Source organism: Escherichia sp. 20412-1 (genome assembly GCF_003027595.1).
Classification (GTDB): Bacteria; Pseudomonadota; Gammaproteobacteria; order Enterobacterales; family Enterobacteriaceae; genus Escherichia; species Escherichia marmotae.
Genome location: NZ_PYQM01000008.1, coordinates 117823 through 139851 on the forward strand (window position 1 = coordinate 117823; position 22029 = coordinate 139851).

The 22029-nt window shown below is 49.2% G+C and carries 20 protein-coding genes and 6 tRNA genes; 14 read left to right on the forward strand and 12 right to left on the reverse strand.

Going from position 1 to position 22029, the window contains the following annotated elements; genetic code table 11:
- The first annotated feature begins 60 nt into the window (after window positions 1-60).
- Window positions 61-1263, forward strand: a complete 1203-nt coding sequence (nupC, locus tag C7B16_RS08455) for a nucleoside permease NupC (protein ID WP_001516818.1) — start codon at window positions 61-63, stop codon at window positions 1261-1263.
- A 53-nt stretch (window positions 1264-1316) separates the two neighbouring features.
- On the opposite strand, the gene C7B16_RS08460 is transcribed toward nupC, so the two are convergent.
- The 3 genes from C7B16_RS08460 to C7B16_RS08470 form a co-directional block, all read right to left on the reverse strand.
- On the reverse strand, window positions 1317-3506 hold the full coding sequence (locus C7B16_RS08460) for a sensor domain-containing phosphodiesterase (RefSeq protein ID WP_001516819.1): 2190 nt from the start codon (window positions 3504-3506) through the stop codon (window positions 1317-1319).
- 207 nt (window positions 3507-3713) lie between these two features.
- A tRNA-Ala gene (locus tag C7B16_RS08465) sits at window positions 3714-3789 on the reverse strand.
- A gap of 39 nt (window positions 3790-3828) precedes the next feature.
- Window positions 3829-3904 (reverse strand) — tRNA-Ala (locus C7B16_RS08470).
- Between the two features lie 220 nt (window positions 3905-4124).
- Here C7B16_RS08470 and C7B16_RS08475 point away from each other — a divergent pair.
- Window positions 4125-4484 (forward strand): YfeC-like transcriptional regulator, encoded by a 360-nt coding sequence (locus C7B16_RS08475; RefSeq protein ID WP_000472019.1) that lies wholly within the window; start codon window positions 4125-4127, stop codon window positions 4482-4484.
- Between the two features lies 1 nt (window position 4485).
- Window positions 4486-4878, forward strand: a complete 393-nt coding sequence (locus C7B16_RS08480) for a MerR family transcriptional regulator (protein ID WP_000826489.1) — start codon at window positions 4486-4488, stop codon at window positions 4876-4878.
- A 57-nt stretch (window positions 4879-4935) separates the two neighbouring features.
- Here the strand turns inward: C7B16_RS08480 and gltX are convergent, their stop codons facing one another.
- The gene (gene gltX, locus C7B16_RS08485) at window positions 4936-6351 is read right to left on the reverse strand and encodes a glutamate--tRNA ligase (protein WP_107179574.1); all 1416 of its coding nucleotides are present in this window, start codon (window positions 6349-6351) and stop codon (window positions 4936-4938) included.
- Window positions 6352-6609: 258 nt separating this feature from the next.
- Here gltX and C7B16_RS08490 point away from each other — a divergent pair.
- The 4 genes from C7B16_RS08490 (at window position 6610) to C7B16_RS08505 (ending at window position 7007) form a co-directional block, all read left to right on the forward strand.
- Window positions 6610-6685: transfer RNA gene (locus tag C7B16_RS08490), tRNA-Val, on the forward strand.
- Window positions 6686-6729: 44 nt separating this feature from the next.
- A tRNA-Val gene (locus C7B16_RS08495) sits at window positions 6730-6805 on the forward strand.
- A 46-nt stretch (window positions 6806-6851) separates the two neighbouring features.
- A tRNA-Val gene (locus C7B16_RS08500) sits at window positions 6852-6927 on the forward strand.
- Window positions 6928-6931: 4 nt separating this feature from the next.
- Window positions 6932-7007: transfer RNA gene (locus tag C7B16_RS08505), tRNA-Lys, on the forward strand.
- Window positions 7008-7116: 109 nt separating this feature from the next.
- Here C7B16_RS08505 and xapR read toward each other — a convergent pair.
- From xapR to xapA, 4 genes are read right to left on the reverse strand one after another with little or no spacing between them, the layout of a single operon-like run.
- Window positions 7117-8001, reverse strand: a complete 885-nt coding sequence (xapR, locus tag C7B16_RS08510; RefSeq protein ID WP_001516822.1) for a DNA-binding transcriptional regulator XapR — start codon at window positions 7999-8001, stop codon at window positions 7117-7119.
- Window positions 8002-8041: 40 nt separating this feature from the next.
- The gene (locus C7B16_RS08515) at window positions 8042-8200 is read right to left on the reverse strand and encodes a DUF1427 family protein (RefSeq protein WP_000651752.1); all 159 of its coding nucleotides are present in this window, start codon (window positions 8198-8200) and stop codon (window positions 8042-8044) included.
- A gap of 52 nt (window positions 8201-8252) precedes the next feature.
- Window positions 8253-9509, reverse strand: coding sequence for a xanthosine/proton symporter XapB (xapB, locus tag C7B16_RS08520; protein ID WP_107179575.1), 1257 nt, complete (start codon window positions 9507-9509; stop codon window positions 8253-8255).
- Window positions 9510-9568: 59 nt separating this feature from the next.
- The gene (gene xapA, locus C7B16_RS08525) at window positions 9569-10402 is read right to left on the reverse strand and encodes a xanthosine phosphorylase (RefSeq protein ID WP_000084579.1); all 834 of its coding nucleotides are present in this window, start codon (window positions 10400-10402) and stop codon (window positions 9569-9571) included.
- Window positions 10403-10650: 248 nt separating this feature from the next.
- On the opposite strand from xapA, the gene C7B16_RS08530 reads away from it, so the two are divergent.
- Window positions 10651-11415, forward strand: a complete 765-nt coding sequence (locus tag C7B16_RS08530) for an outer membrane protein OmpK (RefSeq protein ID WP_000716416.1) — start codon at window positions 10651-10653, stop codon at window positions 11413-11415.
- A 38-nt stretch (window positions 11416-11453) separates the two neighbouring features.
- On the opposite strand, the gene C7B16_RS08535 is transcribed toward C7B16_RS08530, so the two are convergent.
- A complete protein-coding gene (locus C7B16_RS08535; protein ID WP_016249038.1) occupies window positions 11454-12380 on the reverse strand; it encodes a LysR family transcriptional regulator in 927 nt (308 codons plus the stop codon).
- 89 nt (window positions 12381-12469) lie between these two features.
- On the opposite strand from C7B16_RS08535, the gene C7B16_RS08540 reads away from it, so the two are divergent.
- Window positions 12470-13465 carry a bile acid:sodium symporter family protein gene (locus C7B16_RS08540; RefSeq protein WP_000765619.1) on the forward strand — a complete coding sequence of 332 codons (996 nt, stop codon included), beginning with the start codon at window positions 12470-12472 and terminating at the stop codon, window positions 13463-13465.
- On the opposite strand, the gene C7B16_RS08545 is transcribed toward C7B16_RS08540, so the two are convergent.
- From C7B16_RS08545 to zipA, 3 genes are all read right to left on the reverse strand, one after another.
- Entirely contained in the window at window positions 13462-13680 is a 219-nt protein-coding gene (locus tag C7B16_RS08545) for a DUF3820 family protein (protein ID WP_000410201.1), read from the reverse strand. The genes C7B16_RS08540 and C7B16_RS08545 overlap by 4 nt on opposite strands.
- A gap of 1 nt (window position 13681) precedes the next feature.
- Window positions 13682-15697: an NAD-dependent DNA ligase LigA gene (gene ligA, locus C7B16_RS08550; protein ID WP_000443718.1), complete on the reverse strand. Its 2016-nt coding sequence runs from the start codon at window positions 15695-15697 to the stop codon at window positions 13682-13684.
- A gap of 71 nt (window positions 15698-15768) precedes the next feature.
- The gene (gene zipA / locus C7B16_RS08555; protein ID WP_001516826.1) at window positions 15769-16761 is read right to left on the reverse strand and encodes a cell division protein ZipA; all 993 of its coding nucleotides are present in this window, start codon (window positions 16759-16761) and stop codon (window positions 15769-15771) included.
- A 229-nt stretch (window positions 16762-16990) separates the two neighbouring features.
- Here zipA and cysZ point away from each other — a divergent pair, with 229 nt between their 5' ends.
- The 5 genes from cysZ to crr all read left to right on the forward strand — a co-directional run bounded on the left by cysZ (window position 16991) and on the right by crr (window position 21869).
- Window positions 16991-17752 (forward strand): sulfate transporter CysZ, encoded by a 762-nt coding sequence (cysZ, locus tag C7B16_RS08560; protein ID WP_000626012.1) that lies wholly within the window; start codon window positions 16991-16993, stop codon window positions 17750-17752.
- Between the two features lie 183 nt (window positions 17753-17935).
- Window positions 17936-18907 (forward strand): cysteine synthase A, encoded by a 972-nt coding sequence (cysK, locus tag C7B16_RS08570; RefSeq protein WP_000034402.1) that lies wholly within the window; start codon window positions 17936-17938, stop codon window positions 18905-18907.
- A gap of 382 nt (window positions 18908-19289) precedes the next feature.
- Window positions 19290-19547, forward strand: coding sequence for a phosphocarrier protein Hpr (gene ptsH, locus C7B16_RS08575; protein ID WP_000487600.1), 258 nt, complete (start codon window positions 19290-19292; stop codon window positions 19545-19547).
- A gap of 44 nt (window positions 19548-19591) precedes the next feature.
- A complete protein-coding gene (gene ptsI / locus C7B16_RS08580; protein ID WP_000623129.1) occupies window positions 19592-21319 on the forward strand; it encodes a phosphoenolpyruvate-protein phosphotransferase PtsI in 1728 nt (575 codons plus the stop codon).
- Window positions 21320-21359: 40 nt separating this feature from the next.
- Window positions 21360-21869, forward strand: coding sequence for a PTS glucose transporter subunit IIA (gene crr, locus C7B16_RS08585; protein WP_000522247.1), 510 nt, complete (start codon window positions 21360-21362; stop codon window positions 21867-21869).
- The last annotated feature ends 160 nt before the right edge of the window (window positions 21870-22029 follow it).

A 22029-nucleotide genomic window follows, 5' to 3' on the forward strand; every position in this document is an offset into this window, starting at 1 on the left:
CTTAACCATGTTACATAGAATGTGCACGGAAACTTAACCTGCCTCATATTTGGAGCAAATATGGACCGCGTCCTTCATTTTGTACTGGCACTAGCCGTTGTTGCGATTCTCGCATTGCTGGCAAGCAGCGACCGCAAAAAAATTCGTATCCGTTATATAATTCAACTGCTTGTTATCGAAGTGTTACTGGCGTGGTTCTTCCTGAACTCTGACGTTGGTCTGGGCTTCGTGAAAGGCTTCTCCGAAATGTTTGAAAAACTGCTCGGGTTTGCCAACGAAGGTACTAACTTTGTCTTTGGTAGCATGAATGATCAAGGCCTGGCGTTCTTCTTCCTGAAAGTGCTGTGCCCAATCGTCTTTATCTCTGCATTGATCGGTATTCTCCAGCACATTCGCGTGTTGCCGGTGATTATCCGCGCGATTGGCTTCCTGCTTTCCAAAGTCAACGGAATGGGCAAGCTGGAATCTTTTAACGCCGTCAGCTCCCTGATTCTGGGTCAGTCCGAGAACTTTATCGCCTATAAAGATATCCTCGGCAAAATCTCCCGTAATCGTATGTACACTATGGCAGCCACGGCGATGTCCACCGTGTCGATGTCCATCGTTGGCGCATACATGACGATGCTGGAACCGAAATACGTGGTTGCAGCGCTGGTACTGAACATGTTCAGCACCTTTATCGTACTGTCGCTGATCAACCCGTACCGTGTTGATGCCAGCGAAGAAAACATTCAGATGTCCAACCTGCACGAAGGTCAGAGCTTCTTCGAAATGCTGGGTGAGTACATTCTGGCGGGCTTCAAAGTAGCCATTATCGTTGCAGCAATGCTAATCGGCTTTATCGCCTTGATCGCAGCACTGAACGCCCTGTTTGCTACCGTGACTGGCTGGTTTGGCTACAGCATCTCCTTCCAGGGCATCCTGGGCTACATCTTCTATCCGATTGCATGGGTGATGGGTGTTCCTTCCAGTGAAGCACTGCAAGTAGGCAGCATCATGGCGACCAAACTGGTTTCCAACGAATTCGTTGCGATGATGGATCTGCAGAAAATTGCCTCTACGCTCTCTCCGCGTGCTGAAGGCATCATCTCTGTGTTCCTGGTATCCTTCGCTAACTTCTCTTCTATCGGGATTATCGCGGGCGCGGTTAAAGGTCTGAACGAAGAGCAAGGTAACGTGGTTTCTCGTTTCGGTCTGAAACTGGTTTATGGTTCTACGCTGGTGAGTGTGCTTTCTGCATCAATCGCAGCACTGGTGCTGTAAGGCAATCCATTAAAAAAGCCGGGGATTATTTATCCCCGGCTTTTTTATCCCTGCTAATCAACTAATGGCTGCGGGCGACCAATTAAATATCCTTGCAGATATTGCACCCCAAGTTTATGCAATAGCGCTTGCTGCTGTTGCGTCTCTACAAACTCTGCAACCACACTTAACGACTTCGCTTTCGCCAGATCGGTAATCGAGCGCACAATCATCGCATCCAGCGTGTTCGTGACGATATCTTTCACAAAGACGCCATCAATCTTGATGATATCGGCCTTCAAACGTTTTAACCGCTCGTAGTTGGCATAGCCAGTGCCAAAGTCATCAATCGCAATACGGAAGCCAAATTTATGCAGTTGTTCAATGTTATACATACTGCTTTCTGCGTTAGAAAACGCCTGCTCCTCGGTGATTTCGAGAATGACAGCCTCCGGGGAGATGTGATAACGCTTAAACAGGCGAATAATCCGTCCGGCGATATTTTTTTGTAGCAGAGTGAGCGGCATTAAATTTACCGAATATCGCGGTCCTTTTTTGTCACAAGGGTGAGTTGCCAGCCACTTCAACAGGGATTCCAGCACCTGCAAATCGAAACGCGCGCTTAGGTTAAACTGGGCGATAAGTGGCAGAAATTTATCCGGCGTCATAATGCCGCCGTCATATTTCAGACGAGCAAGGATCTCATCATAGCCTTGTCCCTCTTTGTTACGAATGGGCTGGGCGTAGAGAAGCAAATCACCATTATCTAATGCTTTACGAATGGTGTTCAGCAATAGCACCTGTTTGGTAGTCTGCCCGGACGCCATCTCCTCTCGATTATCCAACGCCAGAACGTGATGATGAACGCAGGATTGTTCCGCCAGCCAGCTTAACTGCCCCAGCATGGGCTGCAGGGTTTCCTGATTGCCATCAAAACGCCCCCAGGCCGCGCCGTAGCCCATATCCAGGCCGGTGTTGTTCCAGTGAATCTGCCGACTATTGAGGACATTAACCATATGCTGTAGCCGCCCTTCCGTTTCCGGCCCGGTCAGTACCAGCAGCAATTCACTGCCCGGTAGTTGATACAACTTTTCGTTTTCCTGCATCAACGGTAGCAGTGTACGGTAAATTGAGCGGATGCAATGAACGCGCATCACCAGACCGTAATGACGACTCATAAACTCAAGATTATCAATACGCAGGCAGCAAAAACTCTTTCCGGCCTCTTGCTCTTGCGATTGCTCCAACGCGCGAAAGTTGGGTAATAGCGTTAAAGGGTCGGTCAGCGCCTGCAAATGCCAGCGACGGTTAAGCCATTCACTACGATAATAAATGCGCACCATGTAGAGCAGGCAAACGCTAAAAGAAATCAGTACCGCCAGAATAAATGCCAGCGAATATTCTGTTTCCACCCCTTGTAAAAAGTTCTGGTTGTAATTCAGGAGGAAAAGAGTCGAGACAGCCCAGGTGAGATTTAAAAACGGATAGCGAAGTTTACCGACACCAAGAGTAAAGATGATAAAGAAAACGGGCACCAGATAACCGGCAATGAAGTCGTTTTCATAAGGCGTACACATCAGAAGTAGCAGCACGGTAAGAACAGCAAGCCAGCTTAAGGTAAATGCACGTTTCTCTTTGTTCAGTGACGGTGCGATATCTCTGCGCCACAATATCTGCGCAAAGTGGGGGCTTACAATCATGCGAGTGAGATAGTAAAAGAACATGTTGTAAATCAACACCGCAGTGAAAAGGCTAAGCAAATCAACGACCGTGAAAATAGCATCTGCATCCCCGAAAAATGTCGATATTTTTAGCGGGAAATCAAAGAAGTTGCCTACAAGATACATGCTGCATTTGATGCCGATCGGCGTCACCAAACCAAGCCAGAAGAGACGTTGCCAGACGTTTCGGGTGGTCAAGCCATAACGCCAACGCGTTCCCAACTGCCAGCGTAATATTGCACAGGCACACAACACAGCGAAAGTCTGGCTGCCAAGCATGACAGCGGTTTGCAAAAATGAGAGATGAAAATTCCACAGATTAGTGCAAAACATCCCGCATAAAACGGGAACGACACCACGCCAGCCAAAGATGAACACTATTGACAGCATTACGCACAGAGGCATCCACGCCAGAAAGATATAACTGGAATGGATAACTGCAAGTGGCGAAATAAAACGAGATAGCTGAATAAGTACCACGGTGAGCGTAAACGCCAGTGTGAATATCTTGATATTTTTTATCAGGTTATGCTCCACAAACATGAGTACACTACTCTCACTGATCGGGTTTTTCAGGCACACAAATAATAAGTTTATTCGCATCGCGAAGCAAACAGGGGCCGGCCTGCTGCTGTTTTTTTGTCCAGTGATGTTTTCACCAGGCGGCGCTAACCCGGGCGTGGACTGTATTACAAAAGCGGCAAAAAGCAGAGACAAAAAACCCCCGCTTCGCAGCGAGGGTTTGAAATTTGGTGGAGCTAAGCGGGATCGAACCGCTGACCTCTTGCATGCCATGCAAGCGCTCTCCCAGCTGAGCTATAGCCCCACGAGGCGTTTACGTACCAAATTTGCTGGGTGCAAAATTTGGTGGAGCTAAGCGGGATCGAACCGCTGACCTCTTGCATGCCATGCAAGCGCTCTCCCAGCTGAGCTATAGCCCCGTCACGTAAAGCTTGTCGAGTTGACGGGCGGCATCATATGAATTCCGCCCTTATGTGTCAACGGCAAATTGCAGCACCTGGTTTCAATCGCTGAAAAATCAGGCAAATGAACATTTTTGGATTACGTCTCGCATTCAGTAGTTATTCATATCACGGTTTCCTGTAAATTGATGCTATAAAATGAACACTTAATAGACCCACAACTATTCAGGGAATTGTTATGTTCAAGGAGAGGATGACGCCAGATGAACTTGCCAGACTGACCGGTTATAGCCGCCAGACCATTAATAAATGGGTACGCAAGGAAGGCTGGACGACATCACCAAAACCAGGCGTCCAGGGTGGCAAGGCCCGACTGGTACACATCAATGAACAGGTTCGTGAATATATTCGCAATGCAGAACGCCCACAGTGTCAGGGAGAAATACCCGCCCTGTCTGGCGATGCGCCGCTTGAAGTGCTGTTAGCGACGCTGGCGAAAGAGATGACGGCAACTGAACAAAAACAGTTTACATCCTTGCTTCTGCGGGAAGGGATTATCGGGTTATTACAACGCTTAGGGATTCGCAACAGCAAATAATATGAAAAGATTACGCAATAAAATGACCACCGAAGAACTGGCGGAATGCCTCGGCGTGGCTAAACAAACCGTTAACCGCTGGATTAGAGAAAAAGGCTGGAAAACGGAAAAATTTCCCGGCGTGAAGGGCGGCCGTGCCAGACTTATTCTGATCGATACGCAGGTTTGCGAGTTTATTCAAAACACACCGGCCTTCCATAACACGCCGGTTTTTCTCGAGGCCGAAGAACCTCTTGCTGAATACGCACCTGGTATGCGAACTCCGGCTTACCGGCAAATAATCAGCGCGATAGACAATATGACTCATAGTGAGCAAGAAAAAGTTGCGCAGTTTTTATCGCGTGAAGGGATTCGCAATTTCCTTGCCCGTCTCGACATTGACGAATCAGCATAAATAATAAGTAAAAAACGGCAGGATATTATCTCCTGCCGTTTATCTTTTAAGTATTAATTACTGCTGGTTTTCGCGTTCAGCAATAAATGCCAGCGCTTTATTGATGCGCTCAATGCTGCGTGCTTTGCCAATTGCGTGAACCGTAACATCCAGCGCCGGAGACTGGCCCGCACCGGTAACAGCTACGCGCAGCGGCATACCGACTTTTCCCATACCCACTTCCAGCTCATCCGCTGTTGCCTGAATAGCGTGGTGAACATTTTCAGCCGTCCAGTCAGTAATTGCAGACAGTTTGTCACGTACCACTTCCAGCGGCTGGCGAGCGACCGGGCGCAGATGTTTTTTCGCTGCATCAGCATCAAACTCGGCAAAATCTTCGTAGAAATAATGGCAACTTTGTGCCATCTCTTTCAGGGTTTTGCAGCGTTCACCCAGCAGTTTCACCAGTTCCGCCAGTTGCGGGCCGTTGCGGGTATCAATATTTTCCTGCTCGATATGCCACTGTAAATGAGTAGCGACATACTCCGGCGGCAACGCGTTAATGTAATGATGGTTTAGCCACAGCAGTTTGTCTGTGTTAAACGCACTGGCAGATTTGCTAACCGCGTTCAGGGTGAAGTATTTGATCATTTCTTCACGGGTGAAGATTTCCTGATCGCCGTGGGACCAGCCCAGACGTACCAGATAGTTCAGCAACGCTTCTGGCAGGTAACCATCGTCGCGATACTGCATTACGCTGACCGCACCGTGGCGTTTGGACAGTTTTTTACCGTCATCACCGTTGATCATAGAAACGTGCGCGTAAACAGGTACTGGCGCTTTCAGGGCTTTCAGAATGTTGATCTGACGCGGTGTATTGTTGATATGGTCTTCACCACGGATTACGTGGGTGATTTCCATATCCCAGTCATCAACAACCACACAGAAGTTATAGGTCGGAGAACCATCGGTACGGCGGATAATCAGATCATCCAGCTCCTGGTTACTGAACTCGATCGGACCACGGATCTGATCGTCAAAAACAACGGAACCTTCCTGCGGATTAGCAAAACGCACGACGCACGGTTCATCATCAGCATGATGTTCATGACTGTGGCGGCAGCGACCGTCATAACGCGGCTTCTCGCCTTTTGCCATCTGCTCTTCACGCAGTGCTTCCAGACGCTCTTTAGAGCAGTAGCATTTATAGGCCGTCCCCTCTTCCAGCATCTGATCGATAACCGCGTTATAGCGATCAAAACGTTTGGTCTGGAAGTACGGACCTTCATCCCACTCCAGACTCAGCCAGTTCATGCCATCCATAATGGCTTCGATAGCTTCCGGCGTGGAACGCTCAAGATCGGTGTCTTCAATACGCAGCACAAACTCACCACCGTGGTTACGTGCAAAAAGCCAGGAGTAAAGAGCAGTACGCGCGCCGCCAACGTGCAGATAGCCTGTTGGGCTTGGCGCGAAGCGAGTTTTGATTTTCATGAAATGGCCTTACGTTTAGAAAGATGCCGACAACCGGCAAATCCTGGAAAAATTGAGTGGGCGATATTCTATCACTCCAGCCTGATTCCTCAATGTAGTTCGGGTTGCTACATGATGCATTATTGTTTTCGGTGAGAAATTGCGCAACACGGTCTGTTTTGCGATCATCCTGCTTAAATTTACGACGAACGAACAATTTCTTTGGAAAAGGCGTTGACTCATTTTGAACTCTCCCTATAATGCGACTCCACACAGCGGGGGTGATTAGCTCAGCTGGGAGAGCACCTCCCTTACAAGGAGGGGGTCGGCGGTTCGATCCCGTCATCACCCACCAACTACTTTATGTAGTCTCTGCCGTGTAGCAAGAAATTGAGAAATGGGTGATTAGCTCAGCTGGGAGAGCACCTCCCTTACAAGGAGGGGGTCGGCGGTTCGAACCCGTCATCACCCACCACTTTCTCGTCAGCTAAATTTCTTGTAAAAATGTGAAGTACCGAAGTGGGTGATTAGCTCAGCTGGGAGAGCACCTCCCTTACAAGGAGGGGGTCGGCGGTTCGATCCCGTCATCACCCACCACTTCGGGTCGTTAGCTCAGTTGGTAGAGCAGTTGACTTTTAATCAATTGGTCGCAGGTTCGAATCCTGCACGACCCACCAATGTAAAAAAGCGCCCTAAAGGCGCTTTTTTGCTATCTGTGATTTGCGAAATTGCCTGATGCGCTTCACTTATCACACCTACTATTTCCGGCAATTCCTGTCCCCTCACCTACTGTGTCAATGCTGCCAACAGCTTAACCATCGCAGGCGTCACCTGCTGTGTTTCATAAACAATATATAAATCCGCAGGGATGCGCTCTTTGAGCGGACGGAAAATGACACCTGGCCAGTTCATTTGTGCGTAGCTGTCCGCTATCAATGTGATACCAATACCCATACTGACCATGGCGAGTACCGTTTGCGGTTCATTAACTTCACGAATAACAACCGGTGAAAATCCCACCTGCTGGCAAACTCGCTGCAAAAAATCCCAGTCAGTGTACACAGGCGGCATTGTAACAAAATACTCGTCACGTAGCGCCTCCAGTGGGACGGTAGAAAATGATGAGAGATGATGCTCTTCAGGCATCGCCACCAGAAACGCCGATTCATGCAACCGTAAGCTGGTAAAACCTGCCGGTGGTTCTGTCGCCATTCGCCAGATCCCGGCATCGAGTTCACGTCGTTCCAGCAGGGCCATTTGCATCGCGGGCATCTTTTCGCGAAAAAGAACTTCAACGTTAGGATTTTCCCTGAGGAATCGCCGCATAACCGGGCGCATCCGTCCCCACATTGCCGTTCCCACTACGCCGAGTTCAATCCGCCCTGCTTCTCCCCGACCTATTTGTTCAACCCGAGCCAATACATTATTTGCATTCACCAGCAATCGACGCGATTCTTCCATCAAGATTTTGCCCGCGTGTGTCAGTACGACGCTGCGCGAATGGCGAATAAAAAGCTGCGTGCCGAGTTGATTTTCCAGCTCTTTAATATGAATACTGAGCGGAGGCTGAGACATATTTAAACGTGCTGCTGCGCGGCCAAAATGCAACTCTTCCGCTACGGCAAGAAAATAACGGAGCAACTTAAGATCTGTTCTGTATACGCGTTCCATAATTAAGTGCTCCATATAATAAATACATCGTATTAAATTATCATGGCATAAAGTATTTCACCACCAGATATCCGACATACATAAACACAATGGATAATATACCCGGTAATACATTTGGTACAGGAATAGGCAAGCGCACGATTGTAAATAAAGCACCAATACCAAAACCAACGCCGGAAGAAAATAAAATATCTTTCACTAATTAACCTTTATCATAAAAGCAGCTCTGAAGAGCAGAGCTGCGAATCCTTTTAATGACTCACCGCTTGATGCTTTATCTTTTCAGGGTCATGATTATATTTAAACCCAAAGAAAAATATCACTGCGAGAAAAAGAGCATATCCTGCAAACACCAGCCAGATAGTTTGCCAGTCTTTTACGCCATCTACCGAGAAGTAATCCACTGCCATACCACTCAGAATCGAGCCAACCCATGCGCCGACACCATTTACCATGGTCATAAAGAGCCCCTGCGCGCTGGCACGGATGCTGGAATCAACTTCCTGTTCGACAAATACCGAACCAGAAATATTGAAGAAATCAAATGCACAGCCGTAAACAATCATCGACAGCAGCAGCAAAATAAAGCCGGTTGGTGACGGATCTCCATAGGCGAAGAAGCCAAAGCGCAGCGTCCAGGCCACCATACTCATCAGCATGACGGTTTTGATGCCAAAACGCTTCAAAAAGAACGGAATCGTCAAAATGAAACCGACTTCAGCCATCTGTGAAACTGACAGTAAAATGGAGGGATATTTCACCACGAAGCTATCAGCAAACTCAGGGTTACGGGCGAAATCATGCAGGAATGGATTACCAAAAACGTTGGTAATTTGCAGTACCGCACCCAGCATCATGGCAAAGAGGAAAAAGATGGCCATGCGTGGATTTTTAAACAGCACGAAAGCATCCAGACCCAGCTTGCTGGCAAGCGACGTGGTCGATTTTTTCTCCGCAACCGGAATCTTAGGCAAAGTCAGCGCATAAGCCGACAGCAGCAATGACGCACCAGACGCAACATACAACTGCAGGCTGCTCAATTCCAGATGCAGTAAGCTGACCGCCCACATCGCGACAATAAATCCTACCGTACCAAAAACGCGAATGGGCGGGAAAGCAGATACGGGGTCAAGCCCTGCCTGAGCAAGACAGGAATACGAGACGCTGTTCGATAATGCGATAGTCGGCATAAATGCCATCGCATTAATTAACATCACCCAAAACATCGTATCCGGATCACTCACCGACGCCGCATAAAAAAGTACACCAGCGCACACCAGATGACACAGCATATATGCACGTTCAGCGCGCAGCCATTTGTCCGCGATGATCCCCATAATACCGGGCATAATGATCGCGGCGATACCTTTGGAGCCATAGACCATACCGACGTTCGCGCCGGTGAAATGAAGGGTATTAATCATGTAAGATCCAAGGGTAACCAACCAGCTCCCCCAGATAAAATATTGCAAAAAGGACATTACCTTTAAGCGCATAGCGATGCTCATAATCGTTTCCTTGTCGCATCATATGGCCTCACCCGCGAGGCCGTTTCTTATTGTTTTTCTCAGGCAATTTTGCGCAGAAAGCCGCAAATAAGGTTGATGAAGTTCTGCTTAGAGAGCTCCGCAGCCGCCAGCGTTTGGGCATGTGACAATTTCACATCGCTTAAACCTTCCGCCATATTGGTAATCGCAGAGACCGCAACTACTTTAAGGTCGCAATGGCGAGCTGAAATAACCTCAGGCACCACAGACATACCAACAACATCCCCACCAATAATTTGCATCATGCGAATTTCCGCCGCAGTCTCGAAATTCGGCCCCGGATACGAGACGAACACGCCCTCCGTCAGAGGGAATCCCTCTTCTTTCGCCACTTTTTGTAACAGTGCACGGTATTCCGCATCGTAGGCATTTGCCAGTGAGAAGAAACGCTCTCCAAAACGATCATCGTTAAGACCCACCATCGGCGTACCTGGCATGGTGTTGATATGATCTTTCAATGCGACCAGGCTGCCTGCCCCCACTTCCGGACGCAGTGAGCCTGCCGCATTGGTGCAGAACAGTAGCTCGCAGCCCAGCAGCTTAAAGGTACGAATTGCGTCAGTCATGATGGTCATTCCACGACCCTCGTAGAAATGTCCGCGACCTTTCATACATACCACCGGTACGCCCTGGAGATGGCCCAGCACTAACTCCCCCGCATGACCATGTACCGTACTTACCGGGAAACCTGGCAGCTTTTCGTAGGAAATTGCGACAGCGTTCTCAATCTGATCGGCCAGCGCGCCCAGCCCGGAACCTAAAATAAAGGCCACTCGTGGCGTGAAATTAGGTTTATAAGTCTTGATAATATCTACGCAAAACAGCGAGTTATGAGAAAATTGAACCTGAGACATATATATCCTTTTTCTGTAGGGTGGAATCTAACGCCTTTTTATAGCGAGGTTGTCCCGGCTCTTACCAATACACTTTTCTCACGCATTCAATAGCGATTCGATATCGATGGATTTATATCTTTTCTCTATTAATCAATGGTAAAAACTGTATTGGCGATATTAATTCCTTTGCATTAACAATATATCGTTTTTAACAAACCACTTTATTAAGCAATCTACTAATAACGATCAGCATAGGGATTTATGCTATGAAAAAACATCTTTTAACTCTGACTCTATCCTCTATATTAGCGATACCTGTTATATCTCATGCAGAATTTAAAGGCGGTTTTGCAGATATCGGCGTGCATTATCTGGACTGGACCAGTCGGACTACCGAAAAATCGTCAACAAAATCACACAAAGATGATTTTGGTTATCTTGAAATTGAAGGTGGCGCTAACTTTAATTGGGGAGAAATGTACGGGTTCTTCGACTGGGAAAACTTCTATAACGGTCGCCATAATAAACCAGGTAGCGAGCAGCGTTATACCTTTAAAAATACCAACCGTATTTACCTGGGTGACACCGGATTTAATCTTTACCTGCACGCGTATGGTACCTACGGATCTGCAAATCGCGTGAATTTCCACGACGATATGTTCCTGTACGGTGTCGGCTACAATTTCACCGGCAGCGGTTGGTGGTTCAAACCGTTCTTTGCTAAGCGTTATACAGATCAAACCTATTACACTGGCAACAACGGCTATGTAGCCGGCTGGGTTGCAGGTTACAACTTTATGCTGGGCAGTGAGAAATTCACTCTCACCAACTGGAACGAGTACGAGTTTGACCGTGACGCTACCTATGCGACGGGTAATGGCGGTAAAGAAGGGCTGAACGGCGCAGTTGCACTGTGGTGGAATGCAACATCACACATCACTACGGGGATTCAGTATCGATATGCGGATGACAAACTGGGCGAAGATTTTTACCAGGATGCGATAATCTACTCCATCAAATTTAACTTCTGATTAATTACTGCCGGGGCTCCCGGCAGTATGAATTCATTCTATATCTGATACAACGGATCCCCTTCCCGCTCAGCCATTAGCGCATGACCCTGGTCTCGTACCACATCCCATAACGCTTCAGCGGCAGTGGAAAGTGAACGGTTCTTCCTGCGCACCAACATCAACTGGCGTTCCACCACCGGCGTAATACGCTTTACCACCAGTGGGCTACCTTCAGGTAATGGCAGCGCCAGTGCGGGAAGAATACTGATGCCGATGCCTGCGGCTACCATCGGGAACAACGTCGCCGGATGACCAATCTCCTGCACAATATTCGCCTGAATACCGTTGCGCGCCAGCGCTGCATCAATCAGCGGTCGGCTGCCTGACGCGTAATCCTGCAACACCAGTTTCGCTCCCTGTAATGCCTGCCAGGGTACATAATCTTCCGCGGCCAGAGAGCTATCGCGATGGCAAAGCAAGAAGAAAGGCTCGGAAAGAATCGCTTCACATTGCAGATCGCCCACTGGGCCTGGATCGATGACGATGCCAAAATCGACATCTCCCTGGCGAATACTTTCCATCACCCACTGCTGCGGACGATCGTGCAGGACAAACTGAATATCTGGATAGCGGCGATGGCTTTCAGCAATGCATTGCGGAATAAGATGCGCGGAAATGGTCTGGCTGGCAGCGACCCGAACTTTTCCGCTCAGTTGTTGCCCCATACGCCCGGTATCGCGCAACGTGCTGTTTAGTTCATCCAGCAGTCGCTCAAGACGCAAAGCCAACTGCAGCCCTGCATCTGTAAGCACCACTTCACGCGTGGTTCTGTCCAGCAGGCGAACACCCGTATGGTTTTCCAGCTCCTTCACACTGTGACTCACTGCCGACTGGCTCAGGCCAATACGCTCTCCTGCGCGACTAAAACTTTTCTCCTGCGCTACTGTGACGAAAACCTTTAATTGTTTTAAAGAATAATTCATCTATTTTCTTCATAAATGGATGCAATAAATCAATTTTATTTCTCAAACTGGAAGAAGCACAATAGAACCATCGATCATCTGGAGTCTTTATGAAACTTTTTCGTATCCTCGATCCTTTCACCTTAACCCTGATCACAGTGGTATTACTGGCTTCCTTCTTCCCGGCCAGAGGCGATTTCGTCCCGTTCTTTGAAAATCTGACTACGGCAGCTATTGCCCTGCTGTTCTTTATGCACGGCGCAAAATTGTCGCGTGAAGCGATTATCGCTGGCGGTAGTCACTGGCGGCTACATTTGTGGGTAATGTGCAGCACCTTCGTGCTGTTCCCAATTCTGGGCGTGCTGTTTGCCTGGTGGAAACCGGTAAATGTCGACCCGATGCTCTACTCCGGTTTTCTCTATCTGTGCATTCTTCCGGCTACCGTGCAGTCCGCAATTGCCTTTACCTCAATGGCGGGTGGTAATGTCGCGGCTGCAGTTTGCTCTGCGTCAGCATCCAGTCTGCTGGGGATTTTCCTTTCGCCGTTGCTGGTTGGTGTGGTGATGAATGTTCACGGTGCAGAGGGTAGCCTCGAGCAGGTCGGTAAGATTATGCTGCAACTGTTGCTGCCGTTTGTGTTGGGGCATCTTTCCCGCCCGTGGATTGGTAACTGGGTGGCGCGCAATAAAAAGTGGATTGCGAAAACCGATCAAACATCCATTCTGTTGGTGGTTTATACGGCATTTAGCGAAGCAGTCGTTAACGGTATCTGGCATAAAGTCGGCTGGGGATCGCTATTGTTTATTGTGGTGGTTAGTTGCGTGCTGTTGGCTATTGTGATTGTGATTAACGTCTTTATGGCGCGCCGACTGGGTTTCAATAAGGCGGATGAAATCACTATCGTCTTCTGTGGCTCGAAAAAGAGTCTGGCGAATGGTATCCCAATGGCAAACATTCTGTTCCCGACATCGGTGATCGGTATGATGGTGCTGCCATTGATGATTTTCCATCAGATCCAACTGATGGTTTGCGCGGTACTGGCGCGTCGTTACAAGCGCCAGACCGGGCAGTTACAGTCGCAGCAGGAAAGCCACGGAAAGGTTTAAAGCGGGCGCTTCAGGGGCTGGACCAGTTGCGTCAGCCCCTCCGTTTTAATCAGCAGCGTGATTTGCATTAGCTCACCGAGTTTCCCTGCCGGAAATTCATCTTTGCGGGCAAACCACAGCAGATACTCCTCCGGCAGGTCAATTAAGCGACGCCCTTTGTACTTGCCAAACGGCATTATCGTATTGGCTATTTCAATCAACTGCTCTTTTTCCATCTCAGTTGCCCAGCAAACGCAGCATTTCAGCTTCGTCGATCACTTCAATGCCCAGTTCCTGCGCTTTCGCCAGTTTAGAACCTGCGGCTTCTCCGGCAATCACCAGGTCGGTTTTCTTCGACACGCTGCCCGCCACTTTCGCGCCCAGTTCGACCAGGCGAGCTTTAGCGTCATCACGCGACATCTGACTTAAGCTACCCGTGAGCACCACCGTTTTACCAGCAAACGGGCTGTCGATCTCTTCCGCGTTGATGACTACCGGCGCAGGCCAGTGAACGCCTTCCGCCAGCAGTTCACTGATGACATTACGGTTACTTTCTTCGGCAAAGAAGTTGTGCACATGAGATGCGACGACAATTCCAACATCGGGCACTTTTTGCAGCTCTTCAATCGAAGCCGCTTCCAGCGCTTCCAGCGTGCCGAAATATGCCGCCAGACCTGATGCCGTTGCCTCACCGACTTCGCGGATGCCAAGCGCATAAAGGAAGCGGGCAAAGGTGGTTTCTTTCGCTTTTTCCAGTGCGTTAACCACGTTTTGCGCCGATTTCGGCCCCATTCTCTCCAGCCCGGTGAGCTTACCCGCCGTTAACTTGAACAGATCCGCAGGCGTATGGACATATTCTTTTTCAACCAACTGGTCGATGATTTTGTCTCCCATACCGTCAACGTCCATCGCGCGACGGGAAACAAAGTGTTTCAGCGACTCTTTACGCTGGGCGGCACAAATCAAACCACCAGTACAGCGAGCCACAGCCTCGCCTTCCACTCGTTCCACATCAGAACCGCATACCGGGCAATGCGTCGGGAATACTACCTCACGAGTATCTTCCGGGCGTTCAGAAAGCACCACGTTAACCACTTGCGGGATCACGTCGCCAGCACGGCGAATCACCACTTTATCGCCAATACGTAAGCCAAGACGTTCGATTTCATCGGCATTGTGTAGGGTGGCGTTGCTCACCAGCACACCCGCGACATGGACAGGTTCGAGACGTGCAACAGGCGTAATCGCGCCAGTACGCCCAACCTGAAACTCGACGTCACGCACAAAAGTCATCTGCTCCTGTGCCGGAAATTTAAACGCCACTGCCCAACGAGGGGCGCGCGCAACAAAGCCAAGCTGTTCCTGCTGCGCCAGGGAGTTGACCTTAATTACCACGCCGTCGATATCAAAGCCCAGCGTCGGGCGGTCTTCTTCTACTTTATGGTAGAACGCCAGCACCTCTTCCGCCGATTCGCATAACGTGACGCGATCGCTGACCGGTAATCCCCACTTTTTAAATTGCAGTAAACGACCAAGATGAGTATCTGGCAGCTCACCGCCTTCCAGCACGCCAACGCCGTAGCAGAAGAAAGTGAGCGGCCGCTTGGCTGTGATACGCGGATCAAGCTGACGCAATGAACCTGCCGCCGCATTACGTGGGTTAGCAAACACTTTTCCGCCCGTGCGTCGCGCATCTTCGTTGATCTTTTCGAAGCCCGCCTGCGGCAGGAACACTTCACCACGCACTTCCAGACGCGCCGGGATATTCTCACCGTGTAGTTTCAGCGGAATGGCGCGAATAGTACGGACGTTAGATGTGATGTCTTCCCCGGTAGTGCCATCGCCACGGGTTGCTGCGCTCACCAGTACGCCATTCTCATACAGAATGCTGACGGCAAGGCCATCGAGCTTCAGCTCACAGCACCAGGTCACTTTTTCGTTACTTTTCAGACGATCCTGAACGCGTTTGTTGAAAGCAAGAAAACTCTCTTCATCAAAAACGTTATCCAGCGACAGCATCGGTACTTCATGACGGATCTGGCTGAAAGCCGCTAACGGTGCTGCACCAACACGTTGAGTGGGTGAATCAGGGGTAATCAGTTCTGGATGTTTGGCTTCCAGCTCGCGCAGTTCGCGCATCAGGCGATCGTATTCAGCGTCAGGAATTTCCGGCGCATCCATCACATGATAAAGATATTCATGATGACGAAGCACCGTTCGCAGTTCTGTCAGTTGTTGTTCGATTGATTCCATATCGCACCATCAATGCTAAAAACCCCCCGACAAGCGGGGGGTCGAAGAGAAGTTGATTTAATTTAAGTGTATCAGGCGTTAGCGTCTTTCACTTCGCGGATGATGTCCTGATACTCGCGCAGTTTCTGCGGAGTCATCATACGGCGCTGATCATCAAGCACCACGCCGCCCACTTCATCAGCGATATGCTGCGCAGATTGCAGCATCAGCTTGAAGTTTTGCAGTTCATCACCATAAGACGGCACCTGCATAAAGATAGTGACACCCGGTGTAGTGAAATCCTTCATTTCAGGATCAAATGTTCCCGGTTTCACCATATTCGCCAGGCTGAATAACGCCGGGCCACTGCCGTCCGGGCTAAGATGACGATGGTAAATATTCATATCGCCAAAGATAAAGCCCGCCTGCTGAATGCTGTTAAGAAGCAGTTCACCATTCAGCTCGTTACCGTGATGCGCTGCGACGTTCATAATGATCACCGCTTCTTTGCGCTTCGGCTTATCCATGACAGGCACCGGTTCAGCCACAGGCTCAGGCTGCGGTGCTGCTACGGGTTCCGCAGCCTGGAAAGCCTGCTGCGCCGGTTGTGGCGCTGGCTGTGTCGGCTGCGGAGCTGACTGTACCTGCGAAGCAACAGGCTGTTCAGGCTGCGGCGGGTAGGCCGGCTGCTGTACTGGCTGTGGTTGCTGAACAGGATGCGCTGAATGCGGAGCATGTTGCGGCGATACCTGCGCTTCAGGCGGCTGCTGAACCGGTTGACGCGGCTGCGCAGACGCATAAGGCGGTTGGTACTGGTGTTGCGGCGACGGACGAGCAGCCTCATGCTCCTGGGCGTTAGCCGGGGCATGATTTACGCGGTGAACACGAACCTCACCAACGCCCTCATCATCTTCGACATCCTCGTCATAAGAATCGTCGTCACGTTTTGACTTCATTCGTTTTAATGGCCGATCGCGGAACATAGAAGATCGTTCTTTACGGCTGGTCCAGAAACCATGTACCAGTAAAGCGATTATGGCGATCGCGCCAACAATGATTAATATCAGACGCAAATCCTGCATCATTATATTCTCTGTTGTTCTAACACCTTGCCACCACGGCAAACATTTACTCACTAAGAGTATTTGCCGATTACCTCAAGTGCAAGTGCACTCTTAACTTTCACAGCACAAAGATAGATGAAATCGTGCTTTTTGCTGTTTTTTCGAACATATCCTAACTGTCCATTGCGCAATTACCCGGTAAAATACGCAGAATTTTCCTGGGATTGGTCAAAAGGAGCATATCCTGATTATGATTTCAACATTCACATCTTCCCCACGCAGCGGTTTTTACTATTTTGCGCAAGGCTGGAAGCTCGTCTCGCAACCCGGGATTCGGCGTTTTGTTATTTTACCTCTGTTGGTCAATATTTTGTTGATGGGAAGTGCATTCTGGTGGCTCTTTACTCAACTGGATGCCTGGATCCCATCATTAATGAGCCACGTGCCTGACTGGCTGCAATGGTTGAGCTATTTGCTGTGGCCTGTCGCGGTTATCTCCGTTCTACTGGTTTTTGGCTATTTTTTCTCAACTATTGCGAACTGGATTGCCGCACCGTTTAACGGTTTATTGGCTGAACAGTTGGAAGCCAGGCTGACAGGCGCTACGCCGCCGGATACCGGCATCTTTGGCATCATGAAAGATGTGCCGCGAATTATGAAACGCGAATGGCAAAAATTTGCCTGGTATCTGCCACGCGCCATCGTATTGCTGATCCTCTACTTCATCCCGGGCATCGGGCAAACCGTCGCGCCAGTACTGTGGTTCCTGTTCAGTGCCTGGATGTTAGCCATTCAGTACTGCGACTATCCGTTCGACAACCACAAAGTGCCGTTCAAAGAGATGCGCACTGCCCTGCGCACGCGCAAAATCACCAATATGCAGTTTGGCGCATTAACCAGCCTGTTCACGATGATCCCGGTGCTCAACCTGTTCATCATGCCAGTGGCCGTCTGTGGCGCGACAGCAATGTGGGTCGATTGTTATCGCGCTAAACATGCATTGTGGAAGTAACAGTCTCCTGGTTATTTTGTAAACTTTTTGTATGGAAGAGGGGTGGCTTATGCCACCCTTATTCCATCTTGCAAGCCATTATTTCCCTTCTGCATATAGATATGCTAAATCCTTACTTCCGCATATTCTCTGAGCGGGTATGCTACCTGTTGTATCCCAATTTCATACAGTTAAGGACAGGCCATGAGTAAGATTTTTGAAGATAACTCGCTGACTATCGGTCACACACCGCTGGTTCGCCTGAATCGCATCGGTAACGGACGTATTCTGGCGAAGGTGGAATCTCGTAACCCCAGCTTCAGCGTTAAGTGCCGTATCGGTGCCAATATGATTTGGGATGCCGAAAAACGCGGCGTGCTGAAACCCGGCGTTGAATTGGTTGAACCAACCAGCGGCAACACAGGTATTGCTCTGGCTTATGTGGCTGCCGCTCGCGGTTACAAACTCACCCTGACCATGCCAGAAACCATGAGTATTGAACGCCGCAAACTGCTGAAAGCTCTGGGCGCAAACCTGGTGTTGACCGAAGGCGCGAAAGGCATGAAAGGCGCAATTCAAAAAGCAGAAGAAATTGTCGCCAGCAACCCAGAAAAATATCTGCTGCTGCAACAATTCAGCAACCCGGCGAATCCAGAAATTCATGAAAAAACCACCGGTCCGGAGATCTGGGAAGATACCGATGGTCAGGTTGATGTATTTATTGCTGGTGTCGGTACTGGCGGTACGCTGACCGGCGTCAGCCGCTACATTAAAGGCACCAAAGGCAAGACTGATCTCATCTCTGTCGCCGTTGAGCCAACCGACTCTCCCGTTATCGCCCAGGCGCTGGCAGGTGAAGAAATCAAACCCGGCCCGCATAAAATCCAGGGCATAGGTGCTGGCTTTATCCCGGCTAACCTTGATCTTAAACTGGTCGATAAAGTTATTGGCATCACCAATGAAGAAGCTATCTCTACCGCACGTCGTCTGATGGAAGAAGAAGGCATTCTTGCTGGGATCTCTTCTGGCGCGGCGGTTGCCGCTGCATTGAAGCTGCAAGAAGATGAAAGCTTTACCAATAAGAATATTGTGGTTATTCTGCCATCATCGGGTGAACGTTATTTAAGCACTGCATTATTTGCCGATCTCTTTACCGAGAAAGAATTGCAACAGTAATGCCAGGTTGTTAGAAATGCGTAAAAAAGCACCTTTTTAGGTGCTTTTTTGTGGCCTACTTCAAATTTTCGCCCCTCCTGGCATTGATTCAGCCTGTCGGAACTGGTATTTAACCTGACTAATTATTTTGATGCGCGAAATTAATCGTTACAGGAAAAGCCTTAGCTGAATCGATTTTATGATTTGGTTCAATTCTTCCTTTAGCGGCATAATGTTTAATGATGAACGAAACGTCAGCGGCCAACATCCGCCAGCAATGGACTGCATAGAACACTTCGTGCGTCGCGTCTGTTAAAACTGGCGCTAACAATACAGGCTAAAGTCAAACCGCCAGGCTAGACTTTAGTTCCACAACACTAAACCTATAAGTTGGGGAAATACAATGTTCCAGCAAGAAGTTACCATTACCGCTCCGAACGGTCTGCACACCCGCCCTGCTGCCCAGTTTGTAAAAGAAGCTAAGGGCTTCACTTCTGAAATTACTGTGACTTCCAACGGCAAAAGCGCCAGCGCAAAAAGCCTGTTTAAACTGCAGACTCTGGGCCTGACTCAAGGGACCGTTGTGACTATCTCCGCTGAAGGCGAAGACGAACAGAAAGCGGTTGAACATCTGGTTAAACTGATGGCGGAACTCGAGTAATTTCCCGGGTTCTTTTAAAAATCAGTCACAAGTAAGGTAGGGTTATGATTTCAGGCATTTTAGCATCCCCGGGTATCGCTTTCGGTAAAGCTCTGCTTCTGAAAGAAGACGAAATCGTCATTGACCGGAAAAAAATTTCTGCCGACCAGGTTGATCAGGAAGTTGAACGTTTTCTGAGCGGTCGTGCCAAGGCATCAGCCCAGCTTGAAACGATCAAAACGAAAGCTGGTGAAACGTTCGGTGAAGAAAAAGAAGCCATCTTTGAAGGGCATATCATGCTACTCGAAGATGAGGAGCTGGAGCAGGAAATCATAGCCCTGATTAAAGATAAGCACATGACGGCTGACGCTGCTGCTCATGAAGTTATTGAAGGTCAGGCTTCTGCCCTGGAAGAACTGGATGATGAATACCTGAAAGAACGTGCGGCTGACGTGCGTGATATCGGTAAGCGCCTGCTGCGCAACATCCTGGGTCTGAAGATTATCGACCTGAGCGCGATTCAGGATGAAGTCATTCTGGTTGCCGCTGACCTGACGCCGTCCGAAACCGCACAGTTGAACCTGAAGAAGGTACTGGGTTTCATCACCGACGCGGGTGGCCGTACTTCCCACACCTCAATCATGGCACGCTCTCTGGAACTGCCAGCCATTGTGGGTACTGGTAGCGTCACCTCTCAGGTGAAAAATGACGACTATCTGATTCTGGATGCCGTAAATAATCAGGTTTACGTCAATCCAACCAACGAAGTTATCGATAAATTGCGCGCTGTTCAGGAGCAAGTAGCTTCTGAAAAAGCAGAGCTTGCTAAGCTGAAAGATCTGCCAGCCATTACGCTGGACGGTCACCAGGTAGAAGTGTGCGCTAACATCGGTACTGTTCGTGACGTTGAAGGTGCAGAACGTAATGGCGCTGAAGGCGTTGGTCTGTATCGCACCGAATTCCTGTTCATGGACCGCGACGCGCTGCCGACTGAAGAAGAACAGTTCGCGGCCTACAAAGCTGTGGCTGAAGCGTGTGGCTCGCAGGCGGTTATTGTTCGTACCATGGACATTGGCGGCGACAAAGAGCTGCCGTACATGAACTTCCCGAAAGAAGAGAACCCGTTCCTCGGCTGGCGTGCTATCCGTATCGCGATGGATCGTAAAGAGATTCTGCGCGATCAGCTCCGCGCTATCCTGCGTGCCTCTGCTTTCGGCAAATTGCGCATCATGTTCCCGATGATCATCTCTGTTGAAGAAGTACGCGCACTGCGCAAAGAGATTGAAATCTACAAACAGGAACTGCGCGACGAAGGTAAAGCGTTTGACGAATCAATTGAAATTGGCGTGATGGTGGAAACACCGGCTGCCGCAACAATTGCGCGTCATTTAGCCAAAGAAGTTGATTTCTTTAGTATCGGCACCAATGATTTAACGCAGTACACTCTGGCAGTTGACCGTGGTAATGATATGATTTCACACCTTTACCAGCCAATGTCACCGTCCGTGCTGAACTTGATCAAGCAAGTTATTGATGCTTCTCATGCTGAAGGCAAATGGACTGGCATGTGTGGTGAGCTTGCTGGCGATGAACGTGCTACACTTCTGTTGCTGGGGATGGGTCTGGACGAATTCTCTATGAGCGCCATTTCTATCCCGCGCATTAAGAAGATTATCCGTAACACGAACTTCGAAGATGCGAAGGTGTTAGCAGAGCAGGCTCTTGCTCAACCGACAACGGACGAGTTAATGACGCTGGTTAACAAGTTCATTGAAGAAAAAACAATCTGCTAATCCACGAGATGCGGCCCAATTTACTGCTTAGGAGAAGATCATGGGTTTGTTCGATAAACTGAAATCTCTGGTTTCTGATGACAAAAAAGATACCGGAACTATTGAGATCATTGCTCCGCTCTCTGGCGAGATCGTCAATATCGAAGACGTGCCGGATGTCGTTTTTGCGGAAAAAATCGTTGGTGATGGTATTGCTATCAAACCAACTGGCAACAAAATGGTAGCTCCGGTTGACGGCACCATTGGTAAAATCTTTGAAACCAACCACGCGTTCTCTATCGAATCTGATAGCGGCGTTGAGTTGTTCGTCCACTTCGGCATCGACACCGTTGAACTGAAAGGCGAAGGCTTCAAGCGTATTGCTGAAGAAGGTCAGCGCGTAAAAGTTGGCGATACTGTTATTGAATTCGATCTGCCGCTGCTGGAAGAGAAAGCTAAGTCAACCCTGACTCCGGTTGTTATCTCCAACATGGACGAAATCAAAGAACTGATCAAACTGTCCGGTAGCGTGACTGTGGGTGAAACCCCGGTTATCCGCATCAAGAAGTAATTCTTGCCACAGTGAAAAATGGCGCCCGTGGGCGTAATGCCGATCAGTTAAGGATCAGTTGACCGATCCAGTGGCTGTGTAAGAATCCGGAAACGCTCACTCGTTTCCGGATTTTTTTATGCACATTGGACAGGCCCTTGATCTGGTATCCCGTTACGAT

What these genes read in the sequence shown, in the direction of transcription:
- nupC (WP_001516818.1), top strand. Translation starts at nt 61, where the DNA reads ATGGACCGCGTCCTTCATTTTGTACTGGCACTAGCCGTTGTTGCGATT.
- C7B16_RS08460 (WP_001516819.1), bottom strand. Translation starts at nt 3,506, where the DNA reads ATGTTTGTGGAGCATAACCTGATAAAAAATATCAAGATATTCACACTG.
- C7B16_RS08475 (WP_000472019.1), top strand. Translation starts at nt 4,125, where the DNA reads ATGTTCAAGGAGAGGATGACGCCAGATGAACTTGCCAGACTGACCGGT.
- C7B16_RS08480 (WP_000826489.1), top strand. Translation starts at nt 4,486, where the DNA reads ATGAAAAGATTACGCAATAAAATGACCACCGAAGAACTGGCGGAATGC.
- gltX (WP_107179574.1), bottom strand. Translation starts at nt 6,351, where the DNA reads ATGAAAATCAAAACTCGCTTCGCGCCAAGCCCAACAGGCTATCTGCAC.
- xapR (WP_001516822.1), bottom strand. Translation starts at nt 8,001, where the DNA reads ATGGAACGCGTATACAGAACAGATCTTAAGTTGCTCCGTTATTTTCTT.
- xapB (WP_107179575.1), bottom strand. Translation starts at nt 9,509, where the DNA reads ATGAGCATCGCTATGCGCTTAAAGGTAATGTCCTTTTTGCAATATTTT.
- xapA (WP_000084579.1), bottom strand. Translation starts at nt 10,402, where the DNA reads ATGTCTCAGGTTCAATTTTCTCATAACTCGCTGTTTTGCGTAGATATT.
- C7B16_RS08530 (WP_000716416.1), top strand. Translation starts at nt 10,651, where the DNA reads ATGAAAAAACATCTTTTAACTCTGACTCTATCCTCTATATTAGCGATA.
- C7B16_RS08535 (WP_016249038.1), bottom strand. Translation starts at nt 12,380, where the DNA reads ATGAATTATTCTTTAAAACAATTAAAGGTTTTCGTCACAGTAGCGCAG.
- C7B16_RS08540 (WP_000765619.1), top strand. Translation starts at nt 12,470, where the DNA reads ATGAAACTTTTTCGTATCCTCGATCCTTTCACCTTAACCCTGATCACA.
- C7B16_RS08545 (WP_000410201.1), bottom strand. Translation starts at nt 13,680, where the DNA reads ATGGAAAAAGAGCAGTTGATTGAAATAGCCAATACGATAATGCCGTTT.
- ligA (WP_000443718.1), bottom strand. Translation starts at nt 15,697, where the DNA reads ATGGAATCAATCGAACAACAACTGACAGAACTGCGAACGGTGCTTCGT.
- zipA (WP_001516826.1), bottom strand. Translation starts at nt 16,761, where the DNA reads ATGATGCAGGATTTGCGTCTGATATTAATCATTGTTGGCGCGATCGCC.
- cysZ (WP_000626012.1), top strand. Translation starts at nt 16,991, where the DNA reads ATGATTTCAACATTCACATCTTCCCCACGCAGCGGTTTTTACTATTTT.
- cysK (WP_000034402.1), top strand. Translation starts at nt 17,936, where the DNA reads ATGAGTAAGATTTTTGAAGATAACTCGCTGACTATCGGTCACACACCG.
- ptsH (WP_000487600.1), top strand. Translation starts at nt 19,290, where the DNA reads ATGTTCCAGCAAGAAGTTACCATTACCGCTCCGAACGGTCTGCACACC.
- ptsI (WP_000623129.1), top strand. Translation starts at nt 19,592, where the DNA reads ATGATTTCAGGCATTTTAGCATCCCCGGGTATCGCTTTCGGTAAAGCT.
- crr (WP_000522247.1), top strand. Translation starts at nt 21,360, where the DNA reads ATGGGTTTGTTCGATAAACTGAAATCTCTGGTTTCTGATGACAAAAAA.